This window comes from Sneathia vaginalis (assembly GCF_000973085.1).
In the GTDB taxonomy this organism is placed as follows: Bacteria; Fusobacteriota; Fusobacteriia; order Fusobacteriales; family Leptotrichiaceae; genus Sneathia; species Sneathia vaginalis.
The window spans coordinates 1,212,036-1,231,357 of sequence record NZ_CP011280.1; the positions used below are offsets into that span (position 1 = coordinate 1,212,036).

The window sequence follows — 19,322 nt, forward strand, 5'->3', positions numbered from 1 at the left end:
TTATTTCTCCCTTTCTTTAAATACAATTATCCAAATCAGCAATATACATTGTAAAATTATACTTAAAAAGTAAAATATAGTATCTTGAGGATATACAAAAATTTTAAATAAAATATTAGCGATTATAAACAATGAAAATATCCCCTTATATAGTACGTTTATTCTTAATTTTTCATTTAGAAAATAATTATACAAATTAAATATCACAAATAAACTAACTGAACTCATATAGTTAATCATCTGATTTGTTATATACACATCCAATGACGCCCCTGTTCTTTTATGAAATTGTTCAAATAACTCTATACTTTTAACTAAATAAAAACTATTTAATGTTTCAAATAGTACTATACAAAAGGATATTACCATAAAAGCTATCATAGTCTTTTTATCTAATTTCATATATCTCCTTATAATAAAGAAGTAGGTGCTACTCTAACACCTACTCCCCTAATTTATTATTGACCTAAGTTTGTTAATAGTGCCTTAAAGCTTGCTTGTACTTCTTTATATGCATCTTGTGCTGTTTTAGGTTTCTTAGCTTCCCAAGAAATTATTGAGTTCTTCCATGTATCCCATACTTGTCCCCATTCTTCGAATAATGGTCTTGAAACGGCTACATCATAGCTTTCTAGTATAGAAGCTAGAACTTTCTTATCTAATGGGCTTAATTTATCCATCTTTTCATATTCATCTTTGCTTACATTTGGCATAATCTTACCTGTTATCTTGTACATGTCTCCTGCATATTTAGGATTCATTATTTCAGCTATAACAGCTTCTGCTAATGCCATCTTATCTTTATCTTCTTCATCTCTTGAGTTAATTCCTAATGCCCATCCACTCTTCCAGTGTTTTAATGGTTTTCCTTCCCATGTAGCATGATTTAATCCTATAACATCGAAGTCATCTCCTAGAGCTTCTGCCATTGGATTAGCATCCCATGGTCCAACTATTCTTACAGAACCAGTTTTTCCACTGTTAAAGTTATCTGTAACATATCCATCTACTGCTTTTTCGTCAAACATAGGAAGTTTCTTTTCGTGTGAAGCTTTCCAATAATTGAATAATCCTTCAAACATCTTTTGTTGATCTGGTGTTAATTCGTCCCAGTTCTTTGTTAAGTCAGAGAAGAATTTATCTCCATCTTTACCTAATAATTCAACATCAAATGCATTAGTTATTGCAACTGCATACCAAGCATTAAATACTGGTACCATTGCTACATCTGGACTTAATTTTGCTAAGTCTATATCTTTAGTTACATCGATTCCTTGAGCAGCTGCATTTTTCTTATTTAATCCTACTGCAAGTGTTTCAATGTTCATAGGGAATGCAACATAAGAACCATCTTTCTTAAGTTGTCCTCCTAAACCGTTATCGAAATCTTTGAATCCTCCAATTTTATCAGCTAATGCTTTAGCATCAAATGAAGCTAAAACTGATTTACTATTTAAGCTTTCCATTTTATCTAAAGGTAGAGCAAATACGTCTGCAACGTCCTTATTAGTTGCATCTGTCTTATCAATTATGTCTAAGTGGTCAAATGAACCTATAACCTTTAATTGAATGTCTGCATCTGGGTTCTTTTCTTTAACCCTCTTTATTGCTGCTTCATAATATGGTTGCCAAGTGTCTTCTGCTTGTACAACGATACTACCTTTTAATCCTTCTGTTTTTGGACCTTTAGCTTCTTCCTTACCTTTACAAGCTAAGATTGAGAATGCTAACAAAACTGCTGTCAAAATTTTTTTCATTCTATATCTTCCTTTCGTTTATATATGTATGCAATCGTTTGCAATAGTATTATAACTTGAAAGTAAAAAAAGACAACCTTTTTTTTAAAATTTTTAGTAAAAATGCTGTGGACATAACAAAACTATTGTATTATACTAATTGTGGTGATTTTATGAATAATATATATAATGCAAAAATAATAGGTAATGATGGTAAAGAATTTAAGACACTATGCTTCTTATTAAAAACAGATAATAAACTAGTACTTGTTCTACCTAATAATTTTAAAATTATGTTTATGAAAAACATAACAATTTCAAAATTTAGCATCAATTTTATCTTTGATATAAAGGAAGAAAATATACGATATGATAATGATCTAGTATTTATAACTATCGACTGTGTATACTTTGATGAAAATAACATATTAAAGGATAGTAGACCTCATTTTTCTATTTGTGATATGCACAAATTAGTTTATGCAACAAAAGAAGATTTTGACTATACACCATACAAAAAAGAAGACTGTTATGTCAACATCTTAAATCATGGCATAGACAAAACAATCCCTTTTGTAAATGTAGATTTCTCACTTCTCACAAAGGATAACAAAATATATGGAGTGGTTATAGGGGATAAGGTTGTGAATGTTGAGTTTTAATAAAATATAAAAAAGCATAAACACTTAGTCTATGCTTTTTATTTTCAATTCTTTTTTTAATGCTTGTTGCAATAATTGTGAACAATTTATATTTTTATTTTTAGCTAATTCAATAAGCCAACTAGGTAATGATACCATTTTGTTTTTATAAACTTGTTTTATTAAGGAATATTCATAATCTGGGTTAAAACTTACTATTCCTACAAATTGATTTTCTTTTAATCCTTTTTGCAATTCTTTGATTTTACTAGGTGAAGGGATTTTACCTGTTTCATAAATCATGGTACTAACAACTTCTAAAGCCATATTCATCGCCTCTTCTATTGTTTCTCCATATGCTCCTAATTCTAAATTAAAATCAGGTATGTTTACTTCATAAAAGTTATCTTCTGTTAAAGTTACAATAACAGGATAAATTACTTCTTTAGCCATAAAACATTATCTCCATTTCATAATTTTTTTATCTCATCAACAGAATAACATATATTTAACATATATTCAAGTTCTTTATTACTCTTTTTTGTAAACAAAAATACACCCACATTTGTAGGGTGTATTTATTTTCACTATCTCTTTGAGAATTGTGGGCTTCTTCTTGCCTTTTTCTTTCCGTATTTCTTTCTTTCAACCATTCTTGAATCTCTTGTTAAGTATCCTGCTTCTTTTAAAGCTGGTCTGTAATCTGGATCATTTTCTAGTAAAGCTCTTGCAACACCATGTCTTATTGCTCCTGCTTGTCCTGAGTTTCCTCCACCATATACATTAACTATTACTTTGAATTTATCTAATGATTCTGTTACTTCTAATGGTTGTTCAACAATTTTTGCTAATATTTCTCTTCCTTCGAAATATTCTCTCATGTCTTTTCCGTTAATTTCTACTCCTGTTTGTCCAGGTATAAGTCTTACTCTTGCAACAGAAGTTTTTCTTCTTCCTGTTCCTAAATATTGTCCTTTAGCCATTTACTCTACCTCCTACTTTTCTAACTTTTCTGGTTTTTGTGCACCATGTTTATGTTCAGCTGTTACATAAAGTTTTAATCTATTGATTTGTTGTTTTCCTAATTTATTCTTAGGTAACATTCTTTCAACTGCTTTTCTTAAAACTTCAGTAGGTTTCTTATCAAGCATTTCTTGTAAAGTTCTAACACTTAGACCACCAGGATATCCACTGTGTCTGTAATATTTCTTGTCAGTTAACTTTTTACCTGTAACTGCAATCTTATCAGCATTAACAACTACTACATAATCTCCTCCATCAACGTGTGGTGTGTATGTAGGTTTGTCTTTACCCATAAGAATTACTGCTATTTCAGTAGCTAATTTTCCTAATATTTTTCCTGTAGCATCAATTTCATGCCATTTTCTTGATACTTCTTCTTTTTTTTGTATTTTTGTATACTTATTCACTTTTTTTCCTCCTAAATTAATACGTGAATAACGGTCCTTTGTGGGAAAGGATTATAGATTCATTCTATAATATTTAATAATATTTGTCAAGTTATCTATTTTTACTTCTTCTACAACTTTTCCGTCCCTAGTTTTTAATTCAACTATACCTTCACTAGCTTTATTTCCTATTATTATTTTTATAGGAAATCCTATTAAATCTGCATCTTTAAATTTAAATCCTGCTTTTTCATTTCTGTCATCATATATTACATCAATATTTTCATCTTTTAATAGCTTATACACTTGTTCAGAAACTTTAACTATATCTTCATTTTTCATGTTTGTAGCTATTATATCCACTTCATATGGTGCAATAGATAAAGGCCAGATTATACCATTTTCATCGTTATTTTGTTCAACTGCTGCGGCTGCTACTCTTGATATACCTATACCATAGCAACCCATAATTACAGTTTGTAGTTTTCCAGTTTCATCTAGTACTTTTGCATTCATAGCTTTACTGTACTTATCACCTAATTTGAATATATGACCTACTTCTATTCCACGTGCCATTTTTAAAACTCCGTCTCCTATAGGTGACATATCACCAGCACGAGCTTTTCTTACATCTGCTACAACATCGTATCTCAAATCTTCTAAATTTACATTAGTATAGTGATAATTTTCCTCGTTTGCACCAACAACAAAGTTGTATAAATATTTAACACTTTCGTCCATTACTACTTTTACATCTTTATTAAAGTCTTTTAAAGCTCCCATATATCCCTTACATATACCTAATTTTTGTATATCTTCATCTGTAACTAATTCTAATTCTACATTAAGGTTAAATGCATTCTTTACTTTAATATCATTTACATCAAGATCTGATCTAATTATTGCCATATAGTAGTTTGTCTTATCTTCCAATACTTCTTTGAATAGAACAGCTTTTACTATTTTCTTTTTAGAAATATTTAAATATTTTTCTAATTCATCTATTGTTGTTACATTAGGTGTTTCCACTAATTCTTTTTCTTTCTTTTCTTCTTCTGGCATAACTAACTCTATTTTACTTGTTGCCTTTTCTACATTAGCTGCATAATCTGTTGTATCTGAGTATAGTATGTCATCTTCACCAGCACTAGCTAAAACCATAAATTCATGGCTTTCTGCTCCCCCTATAGAACCTGTATCTGCTTCAACTGGTCTAAAGTTAAGTCCACATCTATTGAATATATTACAATATGCTTGTTTCATATTTAGGTATTCTTTATCAAGACTTTCTTTAGTTAAATGGAAACTATATCCATCTTTCATGATAAATTCACGTCCACGCATAAGTCCAAATCTTGGTCTTATTTCATCCCTAAACTTAGTTTGTATTTGATAAAAATTAATAGGTAATTCCTTGTATGACTTTATCAATTCTCTAAATAGATATGTAACTATTTCTTCATGTGTAGGACCTAATACAAAGTCTCTTTGATTTCTATCTTTAAATCTCATAAGTTCTGGTCCATATGCATTCCATCTACCTGATTCTTTCCATAAATCTGCTGGTTGCATTATGGGCATAAGTAATTCTATTGCCCCTGCTTTATCTAATTCTTCTCTTGCTATCTTTTCAATTTTCTTTAGTACTTTTAATCCTAACGGCAAATATGTATAATTTCCTCTTGATACTTGCTTTATCATACCTGCTCTTAGCATTAATTTGTGACTTTGTGTTTCTGCTTCTTTTGGACTTTCTTTATACGTTTTTATGAATGTCTTTGAAAATCTCATTTACCTTCCTCCTAATATATTTTATTACTCCATTAGCTTCTGATAGGATTACTGCTAAAACTATGAATAATCCTCCAAAGCAAACATTTCTTGTTAACTGTTCTTTTAGTACTATATGTGCAAATATTGGTGCAAAAATTGATTCTGTTGCTAAAAATATTGAAGCTCTAACAGAACTTGTATATCTTTGAAATAGTGCTTGTAGAAATAGGCATATACCTGTTGTTACAAGCCCCATGTAAAGTACAGATACAATTTCTTTATTGGATAATATTCTAACCTTTTCATCACCTACATTAAAAATTGTTAAAAATATTACAGCTATTACAAATAGTATTGACGCTAAGCTATTTTGTATTAATATCATCTTCTCAACTGTATATTTTTTTGAATAAAAACCTGTAAGTGCTATATGTATTCCAAAAAATATTGCCGATATTATTACAAATACATCCCCTACATTTAGCGTGAATAAATTTTCTTTGGGTACATAGGAGATAAAGCCAATACCTAATAGACATAGTATAGTCGATAAATATGTAAATACATCTGGTGCTTTTCTATTTAACATCCAAGAAATATATGGAACAAACATTACATTAACTCCTGTATAAAAGGCTGCTTTTGATGCACTTGTATATTTACTCCCTACTATTTGAAACCCATATGCAAAGAACAAAACAAAAGATATTAAAAACATTTTTTTTATATCTTTTAGTTTAATTTTCTTTATTGTATCACGAAATACAAATAATAAAAAGATGGTTGCAATTACAAACCTTAATCCTAGCATATATACAGGGCTTATTCCTTCATTTAACCCTATTTTTGTTACTACAAAACCTGAACCCCATAATAGTCCTACTAGGAGTAATCCTAAATCTGCAAATCCTCTTCTCATAAATTCCCTTTCACCTTATGTTTATACTCTATATCTTTTACTAAAAAATCGTTATCTATTTTCCCATTATGTTCTATTAAATACTTAGTTACAAATTCTTTAACATGTTCAATTTCTTTAATATTCTTCACTATATCAAGTAAAACTAAATCAGAAATACCACTTTGCTTTACACCAAATATTTCACCTGAATTACGTAATTTTAAATCTTGTTCAGATATTTTAAAACCATCTGTTTCATTTTCTAAGACTTCCAACCTCTTTTTTGAAATTTCCTTTTCACTGTTAGATTCTATAAAGCAATATCCTCTATTATTTCCTCTACCTACACGCCCTCTTAATTGATGTAGTGTTGAAAGTCCAAATCTTTCTGCATTCTTTATTAGTATAATATTAGCATTACTTACATCTACCCCTACTTCTATAACAGTTGTAGAGACTAACACATCAATTTCTCCATTTTTAAACTTTTCCATTATTTCTTTTTTTTCAATAGAACTCATCTTACCATGTAGTAGACCTATACTTTTACCTGGAAATTTCTTACTAATACTTTCAAATGTTTCTTTTGCTGATGCAGCATTAATTTTTGCACTATCCTCTATCAAATATGAAACAACGTATACTTGATTACCCTCATTTATTTTTTTCAAAATGAAGTCATACATTTTTTTCTCTTCTTCTTCATTTTTTATCCACTTAGTTAAAATCTTTTTTCTACCTTCTGGCATTTCATCTATTATACTAACATCTAAATCTCCGTATATAGTTAGTGCAAGTGATCTTGGTATAGGGGTTGCACTCATAACTATTACATTTGATAATACTTCCCTTTTTCTTAATTCATTTCTTTGTTCTACACCAAATCTTTGCTGTTCATCTATTACAGCTAAACCTAAATTATTGTATTCTACCTCACTAGATAAAAGAGAATGTGTTCCTATTAAAATATTAACCTTACCTTGTCTTACATCTTCTAATATTTTCTCTCTTTTTTTACCTTTTATAGAACTAGTTAGTAGTTCAACATTAATATTTAACTTACTAAAGTTTTCAACTACTTTTTCATAATGTTGCCTTGCAAGTATTTCTGTTGGTGCCATTAAAACTGATTGATAATTATTCTCAGCCATGTATAGCATAATTATTAACGCTACTATAGTCTTACCTGAACCTACATCTCCCTGTATTAACCTATTAATATATTTACCTTGTTTTAACTCTGAATATATTGAGGTTATTACCTTCTTTTGTGAATTAGTTAGAGTGAAACTTAAACTTTCTATGTATTCCTTAACTAATTTTTTACTATCATCTAGTACATATCTATTAACATTTTTCTTGTTGTCTATATACCTTTTTTCTAAAATTCCCATTTCAAGTAGCATTATTTCTTCAAATGTAAATCTTCTAATTGATAAGTCTAATGCCGTCTTATTACTTGGAAAATGTATATTTGATATTGAACTTGTTCTAGACATTATCTTATTATCATACAAAAAATCTATAGGTATATTTTCTTTTAATAAGTCACCATACTTATCCAATACATTTTTCATTATGCTTCTCAACTTTTTTTGAGTTAGGCCCTTTGTTAAAGAATAAATTGGCTCTAAACTTACATCTTTTTGTATTGTATCTTCTTTAATACTCTTTGTATAACTAGGATTAATTATCTGTAATTTTGGGCTTCTCTTAGCTTTACCTGTTACAAGTAGTGTAGAACCTTCTTTGATATTAGAATAAATATATCTATTGTTAAACCATATCAAGTCTATATATCCAGAATTATCCATTAAAGTAGCTGTTACCATCAACCTATTTTTAGATAAATACTTCCTTGTAATTCTTGCTATTGTACCCTTTAGCACAACACTTTCATTATCTTTCACACTAGAAATATCCTTATAAACAGCACTATTTTCATACCCTTTAGGAAAGTAGTAAAAAAGATCATATACTGTGTATATATTAAGTCTTTTTAAATTATTTATACATGTCTTCGTTAGACCCTTTATTTTAATTTCCTCAATAGGAGAAAAAATCTTAGTATAATTCATTTTCAGTCAACCACTTAATTAATTTATCAAATGCTCTTTTTCTATGGCTTACTCTATCTTTTTCTTGTAGACTAGCTAAACCAAATGTCATATGTAGATCAGAACTGAAAAATATCGGGTCATAGCCATGACCATTTTTACCCATGCATTCTCTTGTAATTTGCCCCTTAGTTTCTCCACTAAAATGGTAGTATGTCCCATCTGGTTTTATTAGGGTTATAACACAAACGAATTTTGCATCTCTAGTTGTATTTTTTTCATTCACTAATTCTATTAATGCCTTACCTCTTTCTTCATAAGTCAAAAGGTCATTTCTAAATCTTGCTGTATGTATTCCAGGCTTTCCGTCTAAACAATCTATACAAAGTCCTGAATCATCTGAAACAACAGCTAATCCATTACTTACTTTCAGTGCTTCTTTTGCCTTAATTAATGAATTTTCTTCAAAAGTACTTCCATTTTCATCTACATCTGGCATTTTTATACTAACAAAATTTATACCATGCTTATTTGCCATTTCATTAAACTCTTTTACCTTACCCTTATTACTAGTAGCAAGTACTATATCTATCATTTCTATCCTTTCTAGAATAAAATGCACACTAAAAAGTGTGCAAATTACTTCATTTTATCTATTACCTTCTTTATTTTTGAATATTCATAACCTTTTCTTGTTAGTTTTAATATTATCTTAGGCAATTCTATCTTATTCTCCTTCAATTTAGCTATTTCTTTTTCTAGTTGATCTTCTTCAGTGTTTTCTGGTACATCTGTATACGCTAAATCAATATCTGCTTTTTTTATACCCTTTTGCATTAATTTAAAATAGTTTTTTTGTCTACTATTACTATGTGTTAAAATGTATGAAAGTGCATAGTCTACATCATCAATATATCCACACTCTTTCATATACATAACAGCTTCATTAATTAAGTCAATATTCGTATACTTTGCTTTTAATTTTGAAATTAATTCATAGCTAGTTCTAGGTTTTAAGTAAATGTAAAATATTGCCTTATTCTTTATTGAAGCTAGCAATACATCTGTATACTTATCTGTAATATCATCGCCCTGTCTTAGCTTATACTCATGTATAATATCTGGATTAACATCTATTATCTCTTCATTTGATAGATAAATCTTATTCTTCACTAACTTTATTATTGTTAACATTTAATTTTTCTAATACCTTTGCTTTAATTTCTTCAAATAGTTCCTTATTTTCTTTCAATAAGTTTTCAACATTTATCTTACCTTGACCAAGTTTTGTGTCACCATAGCTAAACCATGCACCACTTTTTTTGCATATTTGTAATTCAATTGCAAGATCTAGTATTTCTCCTTCTTTTGAAATACCTGTTCCATACATAATGTTAAATCTAGCTTCCTTAAATGGAGGTGCAACCTTGTTTTTAGTTACTTTTACTAATACTTCATTTCCTACAACGTCATCGCTTTGCTTAATTTGACCAACTTTTTTTACTTCCATACGTATAGTAGAGAAGAATTTTAAAGCTCTTCCACCTGAAGTTGTTGTTTGAACTCCAGGAACAAAGCTAAATCCACCTATTTTTTCTCTTATTTGGTTTATAAACACAACAACAGTTTCTGATTTACCTATAGATCCTGTTAATTTTCTCAAGGCTTTAGACATTAATCTTGCTTGTAGACCCATTTGTTGGTCTCCCATTTCACCATCTATTTCAGACTTTGGTACAAGAGCTGCAACTGAGTCTATAACTATTACATCTATTGCTGAACTTCTAACTAAAAGTTCTACTATTTCCATTGCTTGCTCACCAGTATCAGGTTGAGAAATTAATAAGTCATCTATATTAACACCAAGTGCCTTTGCATATACGGGGTCTAATGCATGTTCAGCGTCAATAAATGCTGCTATTCCTCCTTCTTTTTGTGCTTGTGCTATAATATTCAATGCTAAAGTTGTTTTCCCTGATGATTCTGCACCATATATTTCAACTATACGGCCTCTTGGAACTCCTCCTATACCAAGAGCTAAATCTAGGTTCAAACTTCCAGTCGATATTGAACTAATATTCATTCTTTGATTTTCGCCTAATTTCATTATAGCTCCATCTCCGAAACTCTTTTGTATTTGTTCAACCGCTGATTTTAACAATCTTTCCTTTTCTTCAACTATATCTGTTTCTTCTTTTTTCTTAGCCATTTTTTTCCTTTCCAAAGTTCAAAATATATATATGATTATATCATAAATTTTGTTGCAAAAAAAGGTTCTATTTGACATTTAAGTATAAGTTATATATACTTTATTTATTAATAAGAAGGGAGATAAATATGTCACATATTTTAGTAATTTTAAACACAAAATTTTTATCAGCAATTTTTTCTACAATATTCATAATATTAATTGGATATTTTTTAAGAAAAAAGAACAAAGTTACAGAACAAGGGTCAAAAATATTAAGTTCTATACTTTTGTCTGCAGCTTTACCTGCATTAGCATTTAATGCTTTCATGCAAGATATTAAGCCAGAAACATATACAACTGGTATAAATGTATTAATCTTTGGATTTGTTGCATATGTTTTATTAATCTTTTTATCTTACATTTTCTACATTAGATACGAAGGTGATGCTAAGAAAACTATGATAGTATTAACTACATTTGGTTCTACAACATTCTTTGGTATACCTATCATAAACGGTTTACTTGGTAGCACTGGTACACTATATGCAAATATATTCAATATTGCTTATAGAGTATTCCTTTATTCATTTGGGTTAATAATGATGAGTGGTATTAAATTTGAAAAGAAAAATTTAAAACAAATTTTCCTTAACCCTATAATAATTGCAACTTTCTTAGGATTAATTATTTGGATATTCCAAAAATACATACCATTTGCAAGAATAGATAAAACTGCAAAACCTATATTTGCTGGTCTTAAATATTTAGGTAACCTATCTTCACCATTAGCATGGCTTGCAATAGGTATGACTTTAGCAAATATATCATTAAAAGAAGCACTAGAAGAAGTTCAAACTCTTGTATATGGTGTTATAAAATTAATTGTAATTCCTTTAATCTTCTTAGTATTATTAATAATACTAAACTCTTTAGGAATACACTTCCAATATGAAGCAATTACAAGTATTATTATTATGCTTGCAACACCACCTGCAACTGTTGCTGTTGCTTATGCTATTAAGTTTGATAAAAAAGCTGTACTTGCATCTAATATTTCATTAGTAAATACTGTATTATCTGTATTTGCTATAATAATATGGATAGTTGTATTAACTATTACTCATGGTATGGGATTAATTTAGAAAAGAGGAATAAAAAATGAAAGTCTTATGTTATGGTGTCAGAGATGTAGAAAAACCATTCTTTGAAAAATTAAATGAAAAATTTGGTTTTGATTTAACTCTAGTTCCTGAATACTTAAATTCAGTAGAAACTGCACAATTATCAAAAAATCATGAAGCAGTAATATTACGTGGAAATTGCTTTGCAACAAAAGAAGTCCTTGATATATACAAGGAAAATGGTGTTAAATATGTTTTAACTAGAACTGTTGGTGTTAACCATATTGATAATGCTTATGCTAAGAGTATAGGTTTAAAAACTGCATTTGTACCATTTTATTCTCCTAATGCAATAGCAGAATTAGCTATTACACACGCTTTAATGCTTTTAAGAAACATGGCTTTAACAACTAGTATGACTTCTAAAAAAGATTTCAGATGTGTTTCACAAATGTTCTCACGTGAAATTAGAAATTGTACAGTAGGTGTAATTGGTTTAGGTAAGATTGGATTTACTGCAGCAAAACTATTTAAAGGTCTTGGTGCTACTGTACTAGGTTATGACCTATACAAAAAAGAAAATGTAGAAGATATATTAACTCAAGTAGATCTTGATTATTTAGTAAAAAATAGTGATATTATATCACTTCATATTCCATTTATTAAAGAAAATGGTCAACTTGTTACTAAAGAATTTCTAGATAAAATGAAAGACCACGCTATATTAATAAATACTGGACGTGGTGAAGTAGTTGATACTAAAGCCTTAATTCAAGCACTTAAATCTGGTCACTTGGCTGGTGCTGGGCTTGATACAGTAGAAAAAGAATCTGGAATATTCTTTAAAGATTTTTCAAACGGTTCAATAGGTAACGAAGAATTTGAACAATTAGTTGCTCTTTATCCTAGAGTTACTCTATCACCACATATAGGTTCATTTACAGATGAAGCTGTTAAGAATATGATAGAAACAAGTTTTGAAAATCTACATGAATATATTTCTACTGGAGATTGTAAGAATAAGATAAAATAAGGAGTTCTATGACAAAATTAAGTGAAATATTAAATACAGCATTTTTATCCGCAATAGCTTGTACTGTTATTATTATACTAATAGGATATTATTTAAGAAAGAAAAATATAGTGCCTGAAAATTGTGCAAATGCTATAAGCTCTATGTCTTTGAGTGCAACATTGCCACCACTAGCTTTTACAGCTTTTATGCAAGATATTAGACCTGAAACATTTACTACTGGAATGAATGTTCTAGTTTTTAGTTTTGTTGCCTATATATTCTTAATAATGCTAGGGTATTTATTCTACTTTAAATATACTGGTAGATACAAAAAAGCACTAATTGTATTTACAGCTTTTGGTTCAACAACATTTTTTGCAATACCAATTATAGACGGGATAATAGGGTCATCAGGTACTTTATATGCAAATATATTCAATATTGGCTATAGGGTGTTTCTATATACATTTGGTTTAATTATGATGAGTGATATGGAATTTGAGCTAAAAAACCTTAAAAAGATATTTTTAAACCCAATAATTATTGCTACTTTTTTAGGATTAGTTTTCTGGCTTTTACAAAATAGATTCCCCATACTAAGAATTGATAGATCATTTAAACCTTTATTCTTTGTATTAAAATCTTTAGCACAAACATCTGCACCTCTTGCATTCTTTGCAATAGGTATGACGTTGGCTAATGTTTCTTTAAAAGAATGTATAAAAGAAAAAATGACAATAATATACTGTATATTACGTTTAGTAGTAATACCTGCGATATTTCTAGTATTACTTGTATTACTAGACTATATAGGAATAAGATTTGAATACAACGCTGTTATAGCTATAATCATCATGCTAACAACACCACCTGCAACGGTTGCTGTTTCTTATGCTATAAAATACGATAACGAGGCTGTATTAGCATCTAATATTTCATTAATAGGAACCTTTATATCAATAATTTTAATAATATTCTGGGTAATAGTTTTAACAATTGCCCATGGTTATGGAATAATATAAAAATAGTCCCTTTAAAAATTGGGACTATTTTTTTTGATTCTTTTCGAATTTAATATAGCAACTAGGGCAACTCCTACATCACCAAACACTGCTCCCCATAATCCTGCAAGACCTAATACTCCTAGAATTATGACAATGAATTTAACTAGTAATATTATTACTATATTCTCTAGTACTATATACTTCATCTTTTTAGCTTTCTTTTTCAAAAGTGATACATTCATTAATGTATCTGTATTAAATACTATATCACTTGCACCTATAGCAACATCGCTTCCAACTCTTCCCATAGCAACACCTACATCAGCTGCAGCTATTACTGGAGCATCATTGATACCATCACCTAGATACATTATCTTATCAACTAATTTCTTTTCTTCTAAGATTCTTAATTTATCTTTAGGTAGTAGGTTATAGTAACAATCATCTATTGCTAAAGTATTTTTTACTTCAAGTGCTGATAATCTATTATCTCCTGTTAGCATTGCAATATTTTTTATGCCAACTTGTCTCATACACTTTATTGCTTCTTTTGTATCTTTTTTTATTTTATCTTTAACGTATATATTCAATACATATTGTCCATTAAATGCAACGTTTATATTCGTTCCATACTCATCTTTAATATTTTTAGCACTCTCTGGAATGTTAACCTTATTCTTCTTCATCATATTGTCATTACCAACTAAAACTAAGTACTTATCTGTTTTAAGTTTGATACCTTGACCTGCTATTTCAGACAATTCTATGACCTTTATATCCTTACCAAAAGTCTTATCTTCTATACCTGCATTTAAACTAAATTCATGATTATTACACAAGTCTTCTTCAGAATGTCCTATACGATGTCTATACTCATCAACATACATTGCCTTATCATTGTTTTTACTATGATCTTTTGGCTTATGACAACAACCACAGTGCTTACAATAACTAATAAATTCCATATATACATCATCATATTGAACCTTAGTTAATCCATATTTTGCTTTAATAAACTCAATGATACTCTTAGCAATTGGGTGATTAGAATTATTCTCAGCTATATATATATGCTCAAATATTTCTCTTTCTTCCAAGTCTCTAACGTTATCATAATATTCATTTACTTCTGATACATGGAACTTTCCTTCTGTTATTGTACCAGTTTTATCTAAAAATACTGTATCAACTTTTTCTATAGTATCAAATGTGTTTATAGCCTTAACCAATATACCCTTTTTAGCTAATGCCCCTACACCTGTAAAATATGTTAATGGAATACTTAATACCAATGCACATGGGCAAGAAATTACAAGTAAGACTATACTACTGTAAATAGACCTCTCAAATGTTACATTTTTCAAAAATAGTGGTGGTAATATTGCTACTAATATAGCTAAAACTATTATACTTGGTGTATACCAATTTGAAAATTTAGTTATGAACTTATCTGCCTTAGTCTTTTTGTGCATAGAACTCTCAATTAACTCTACCAATTTAAACATTGAAGAGTCTTCATATGTATTAGTTACTTTAAGGATAATCTTAGAATTCATGTTTATAGCACCAGCATAAACTTCTTGCCCTATATCTATATGTTTTGGCATACTTTCTCCAGTAAGTGCTGATAAATTAAATTCTCCAGATCCTTTTACTACTATTCCATCCAAAGGTACTTTTTCACCTGGTTTAACTAGAATATATGAATCTTTTTTTACATCTTCTATTTTTACTTCTTCATAAGTTTCAGTTTCATTTAATATTACATTAGCTGTCTTTTCTTTTAATTCAAGTAAATTTTTAATATCTTTTCTTGAATTAATTATTGCTATATTTTGAAAATACTCTCCTATAGCATAAAAAAGCATTACTCCACAAGCTTCTTCAAATGAACCAATTAAAAATGCGGCAATTGTAGAAATACTCATTAATACTTTTTCATCAAAAAAATCTTTTTTTGTCACACAATTATATGCCCCTATTAATATTGGAAGGCCTATAACAAGGTATGCAAAAATGTATACTGGTATGAAAAAGTAATATAGCTCATAGTCTACATATCTAAATTTTTGTAATAATTCCACTACAAAAGCAACTACAAATAGACAAAGCGAAATTATTATTAACATACGTTCTTTATCTAATGTAGCTAATTCATGGTCTGCATCTATATCTGCCTTGCTTTTATTTGCTTCCAATACACTAACATCTGGTTCTATGTATCTTATATCTTCTTTTACTTTTTCTATATCACTAGTCGATATTATCATAGTTTTAGTTGTAAAACTAATACTAACTTCATTGACATAGTCTTTTTTTAATAAATACTTTTCTAATTTTGTTGCACAATCTGCACAGTCTAAACCCTCTAGCCTATATTTTTCCATAAAAATACTTTTACCCCCAAACTATTTATAGTCAAATTATACAATATAAAAAAAAAGAAGTCAAAACTTCTAAATATTTATTCTGCTTCTTTTTCTTCTTTAGCATCTGCTAAAACTTTTCTTCCTCTATATAGCCCTGTTTCTAAATTTACTCTATGTGGTCTTCTTACTGTTCCATCTGCCTCAACTATAAATGAAGGTGCTGATATCCCATCATGTGATCTTCTCATATTTCTTTTCGCTTTAGAGGTTCTCTTCTTTGGTACTGCCATTTGAAGACTCCTTTCATTTTTTACGTTAACATAAGAATTATACTCAATTACAGTTTTTTTGTCAAGGAAAAACACTTTAATTTTTATTATTTTACATCATTACCATAATAAGCATTTTTACCATGTTTTCTATTGTAATGCTTATCTTGGATACACTTAGGAGCTTCTTTAACTTCTTTATTTATCATCTCAGTTAATATTGCCATTTTCGCTACTTCTTCTAGAACAACTGCATTGTATACAGCTTTTTTTGCATTTTCACCCCATGAAAAAGAACCATGGTTTTTACATAATATTGTAGGTGTTGCCATATAGTCTAACTTCTCAAACGTTTCTATAATAACCTTACCTGTATTTTTTTCATATGCTTCATTTATTTCTTCTTCTGTTAGGTTTCTACTACAAGGTATATCACCATATATGCTATCTGCGTGCGTTGTTCCATAACACGGTATATTTCTTCCTGCTTGTGCAAAACTTGTTGCATATGTAGAATGTGTATGAACTATACCTCCAATTTTGCTAAATGCCTTATAAAGTTCTACATGAGTTGGTGTATCAGATGATGGTTTGTATCTACCTTCTACAACATTACCTTCTAAATCAACTACAACCATATCATCTGGAGTTAATTTATCATAATCAACACCACTAGGCTTTATTACAAACAATCCCTTTTCTCTATCTATTTCAGAAACATTTCCCCATGTAAACTTCACCAAATTATACTTTGGTAAATCCATATTAGCTTCATATACTCTCTTTTTTAATTCTTCTAACATTTTAATGTTCCTTTTCTATTTCATCTAACATAGTTCTAAATGTACTTACTGCAAACCTTATATCTTTTTCAAAGTCTTCTTGTCCAACATACCATAATTCTGTAACATATCTTCTAACACCTATCTTCCACAACTCTTCTAAACACTCTCTAAAGTTTACGTGTCCTGTTAAAAATGGTATTTCTCTATAATGACCTGGAATACTTTCCTTTATATGTGCTGCAACAGTTAAATGTTTACCTTCTTTAATATCATCTAAAACATCCTCGTTATATATCAAAGATGAATTTTTAATATTACCTAAGTCTGGATATATTTTTAAAAATGGTGAATTAATATATTCTACTACTTCTTTAGCCTTTTTTACTGTATCCATAAATGGTGTTTCCATAGTTTCAAAAGCTAACATTACACCGTACTTACTAGCTATTTCTGTTGCTTTTTTTAAGTTTTCTAAGAATAATTCTTTAGTCTTTTGGTTACCTTTTTCATAATACACATCATAACCTGCAAGTTGTATTATTCTCACACCTAAACTATCAGCTAACTTAATCGCCTTTTCTATTATCTCCATACTTCTTTTACGAATATTCTCATCTAAAGAACCCATAGGATATTTTCTTTGTCCTGATAAGCACATACTTCGTATATTAAAGCCTACTTTTCTCATAGCAATAACTACATCATCTACAGTTTCTTTATCCCAATCTAAACGACTTAATTTTTCATCTGTTTCATCTATACTAATTTCCATAAAGTCATAACCAAGTTGTTTAGCTAGTTCTAATTTTTCTTTAATACTTAAACTATTAGGCATAGCTTTTTCATATACCCCTAATACATATTTTTTCATAATTCTCCTATAATATTTGTAAGAATGGTAAATCTGTCTCCATTTCAAATGCATCTTCAAATCCACGTGGGTACATATATTCCATATCATCTTTGTTATCTGGATATATGAACTTACCACCAGGTTGCCAAATATATGGTTTAAACTTGTATTTTAATCTCTTTCTTCTCATTTCCCATAATACTAATATTTCATTTGTATCTGACATAAAGTTAGTCCAGATATCATGGTGTATAGGTATAATTACATTAGTGTCTAAACTTTCAGCTACTCTTAATACATCTGAAGCTGTTAATTTATCTGTCATACCTCTTGGATTTTCTCCAAATCCTACAAACGCAACATCAACTTTGTGATCTTTTGCATGTTTTACATAATAGTTTGAATAGTGTGAATCTCCAGCATGATAAATATTTCCAGCATCTGTTTTTACTAGATAATTTACTGCCATATCATCCATATCAGGTGGTAATTTACCTTTCAATACAACATCTTCACTTACTGTTAATAACATTGTTCTATCAAATGATTCTAACATAACTATTTCCATATCTTTGATTTTTACAATATCACCTGGTCTAACACAAACTATTCTTTCTTCAGGCACTCCCCATTTTCTCCATAAATCACAACAACTCTTAGGACCAATAAATTTAGCTTCTGGACAATTTTGTGTTATTGCTGCAGCGACATTTACATCTATGTGATCACTATGACTATGAGTTGCTAATATTGCATCTATCTTTGTAATTTTAAATGGATCTATTAAGCAAGGTGTGTTTCTTAAATTTGGTTGTAATTTAACGCAACCACAAGCTCTTTGGTGTTGGTGTTTTGGTTTCATAAATTTGTTTTTCTTAGTTCTCTTACCAGTTGATAGCCATAAATCTATACAGATATTAGCACCACCATTTGTTTTAATCCATGTACCCATATTTCCAAGCCACCACATAGCGACTTTACCTTTTTCAACAACTTCTTCATCAATTTCTTCATTTAGCCAAGTTCCCCATTCAGGAAATGTGTTTAGAATCCAGCTTTCTCTTGTTATTTCATTAATTTTAGACATTGTATCTCTCCTTATGCTTTTTTTATAGAACGGTTTTTTTATATTTATTTACTTACAACTTTATTATATTTCATAAAAGAAATTAAAGAAGTCCAATTTATTACTATTGAT

Annotated in this window: 20 protein-coding genes; 4 read left to right on the plus strand and 16 right to left on the minus strand. The window is 29.1% G+C overall.

Annotation, left to right across the window (positions count from 1 at the left end; genetic code table 11):
- Both VC03_RS05900 and VC03_RS05905 read right to left on the minus strand, forming a co-directional pair.
- Nucleotides 1-402 (minus strand): hypothetical protein, encoded by a 402-nt coding sequence (locus VC03_RS05900; RefSeq protein WP_046329107.1) that lies wholly within the window; start codon nt 400-402, stop codon nt 1-3.
- A gap of 56 nt (nt 403-458) precedes the next feature.
- Nucleotides 459-1,757 carry a sugar ABC transporter substrate-binding protein gene (locus tag VC03_RS05905; RefSeq protein WP_052727720.1) on the minus strand — a complete coding sequence of 433 codons (1,299 nt, stop codon included), beginning with the start codon at nt 1,755-1,757 and terminating at the stop codon, nt 459-461.
- A gap of 152 nt (nt 1,758-1,909) precedes the next feature.
- On the opposite strand from VC03_RS05905, the gene VC03_RS05910 reads away from it, so the two are divergent.
- Complete coding sequence (locus tag VC03_RS05910; RefSeq protein ID WP_046329108.1) at nt 1,910-2,398, plus strand: hypothetical protein; 489 nt, start codon at nt 1,910-1,912, stop codon at nt 2,396-2,398.
- Nucleotides 2,399-2,422: 24 nt separating this feature from the next.
- Here VC03_RS05910 and VC03_RS05915 read toward each other — a convergent pair whose 3' ends face one another.
- From VC03_RS05915 to recA, 9 genes are all read right to left on the minus strand, one after another.
- Complete coding sequence (locus VC03_RS05915) at nt 2,423-2,830, minus strand: type II toxin-antitoxin system HicB family antitoxin (protein WP_046329109.1); 408 nt, start codon at nt 2,828-2,830, stop codon at nt 2,423-2,425.
- A gap of 134 nt (nt 2,831-2,964) precedes the next feature.
- The gene (gene rpsI, locus VC03_RS05920) at nt 2,965-3,360 is read right to left on the minus strand and encodes a 30S ribosomal protein S9 (RefSeq protein ID WP_046329110.1); all 396 of its coding nucleotides are present in this window, start codon (nt 3,358-3,360) and stop codon (nt 2,965-2,967) included.
- Nucleotides 3,361-3,372: 12 nt separating this feature from the next.
- The gene (gene rplM / locus VC03_RS05925) at nt 3,373-3,807 is read right to left on the minus strand and encodes a 50S ribosomal protein L13 (protein ID WP_046329111.1); all 435 of its coding nucleotides are present in this window, start codon (nt 3,805-3,807) and stop codon (nt 3,373-3,375) included.
- Nucleotides 3,808-3,858: 51 nt separating this feature from the next.
- The gene (locus VC03_RS05930; protein ID WP_046329112.1) at nt 3,859-5,577 is read right to left on the minus strand and encodes a proline--tRNA ligase; all 1,719 of its coding nucleotides are present in this window, start codon (nt 5,575-5,577) and stop codon (nt 3,859-3,861) included.
- Nucleotides 5,543-6,478, minus strand: coding sequence for a DMT family transporter (locus tag VC03_RS05935; protein ID WP_046329113.1), 936 nt, complete (start codon nt 6,476-6,478; stop codon nt 5,543-5,545). The genes VC03_RS05930 and VC03_RS05935 overlap by 35 nt, the downstream gene beginning before the upstream one ends.
- Nucleotides 6,475-8,538, minus strand: a complete 2,064-nt coding sequence (gene recG, locus VC03_RS05940; protein WP_046329114.1) for an ATP-dependent DNA helicase RecG — start codon at nt 8,536-8,538, stop codon at nt 6,475-6,477. Before recG ends, VC03_RS05935 begins: the two co-directional genes overlap by 4 nt.
- A complete protein-coding gene (gene rdgB / locus VC03_RS05945; protein ID WP_046329115.1) occupies nt 8,525-9,112 on the minus strand; it encodes an RdgB/HAM1 family non-canonical purine NTP pyrophosphatase in 588 nt (195 codons plus the stop codon). The genes recG and rdgB overlap by 14 nt, the downstream gene beginning before the upstream one ends.
- 44 nt (nt 9,113-9,156) lie before the next feature.
- Entirely contained in the window at nt 9,157-9,711 is a 555-nt protein-coding gene (locus tag VC03_RS05950) for a regulatory protein RecX (RefSeq protein ID WP_046329116.1), read from the minus strand.
- A complete protein-coding gene (gene recA, locus VC03_RS05955) occupies nt 9,680-10,726 on the minus strand; it encodes a recombinase RecA (RefSeq protein WP_046329117.1) in 1,047 nt (348 codons plus the stop codon). The genes VC03_RS05950 and recA overlap by 32 nt, the downstream gene beginning before the upstream one ends.
- 128 nt (nt 10,727-10,854) lie before the next feature.
- On the opposite strand from recA, the gene VC03_RS05960 reads away from it, so the two are divergent.
- The 3 genes from VC03_RS05960 to VC03_RS05970 are packed head-to-tail and all read left to right on the plus strand — an operon-like array spanning nt 10,855 to nt 13,866.
- Nucleotides 10,855-11,850, plus strand: a complete 996-nt coding sequence (locus VC03_RS05960) for an AEC family transporter (RefSeq protein ID WP_046329118.1) — start codon at nt 10,855-10,857, stop codon at nt 11,848-11,850.
- 16 nt (nt 11,851-11,866) lie between these two features.
- The gene (locus tag VC03_RS05965; RefSeq protein WP_046329119.1) at nt 11,867-12,862 is read left to right on the plus strand and encodes a 2-hydroxyacid dehydrogenase; all 996 of its coding nucleotides are present in this window, start codon (nt 11,867-11,869) and stop codon (nt 12,860-12,862) included.
- An 8-nt stretch (nt 12,863-12,870) separates the two neighbouring features.
- The gene (locus VC03_RS05970; RefSeq protein ID WP_046329120.1) at nt 12,871-13,866 is read left to right on the plus strand and encodes an AEC family transporter; all 996 of its coding nucleotides are present in this window, start codon (nt 12,871-12,873) and stop codon (nt 13,864-13,866) included.
- An 11-nt stretch (nt 13,867-13,877) separates the two neighbouring features.
- Here the strand turns inward: VC03_RS05970 and VC03_RS06625 are convergent, their stop codons facing one another.
- From VC03_RS06625 to ulaG, 5 genes are all read right to left on the minus strand, one after another.
- A complete protein-coding gene (locus tag VC03_RS06625) occupies nt 13,878-16,235 on the minus strand; it encodes a heavy metal translocating P-type ATPase (protein WP_052727721.1) in 2,358 nt (785 codons plus the stop codon).
- A gap of 77 nt (nt 16,236-16,312) precedes the next feature.
- Entirely contained in the window at nt 16,313-16,507 is a 195-nt protein-coding gene (rpmF, locus tag VC03_RS05980) for a 50S ribosomal protein L32 (protein WP_046329121.1), read from the minus strand.
- A gap of 86 nt (nt 16,508-16,593) precedes the next feature.
- Nucleotides 16,594-17,289, minus strand: coding sequence for an L-ribulose-5-phosphate 4-epimerase (locus tag VC03_RS05985; RefSeq protein WP_046329122.1), 696 nt, complete (start codon nt 17,287-17,289; stop codon nt 16,594-16,596).
- A gap of 1 nt (nt 17,290) precedes the next feature.
- Complete coding sequence (locus VC03_RS05990; RefSeq protein ID WP_046329123.1) at nt 17,291-18,142, minus strand: L-ribulose-5-phosphate 3-epimerase; 852 nt, start codon at nt 18,140-18,142, stop codon at nt 17,291-17,293.
- A 7-nt stretch (nt 18,143-18,149) separates the two neighbouring features.
- Nucleotides 18,150-19,211, minus strand: coding sequence for an L-ascorbate 6-phosphate lactonase (ulaG, locus tag VC03_RS05995; RefSeq protein ID WP_046329124.1), 1,062 nt, complete (start codon nt 19,209-19,211; stop codon nt 18,150-18,152).
- Nucleotides 19,212-19,322: the final 111 nt, after the last annotated feature.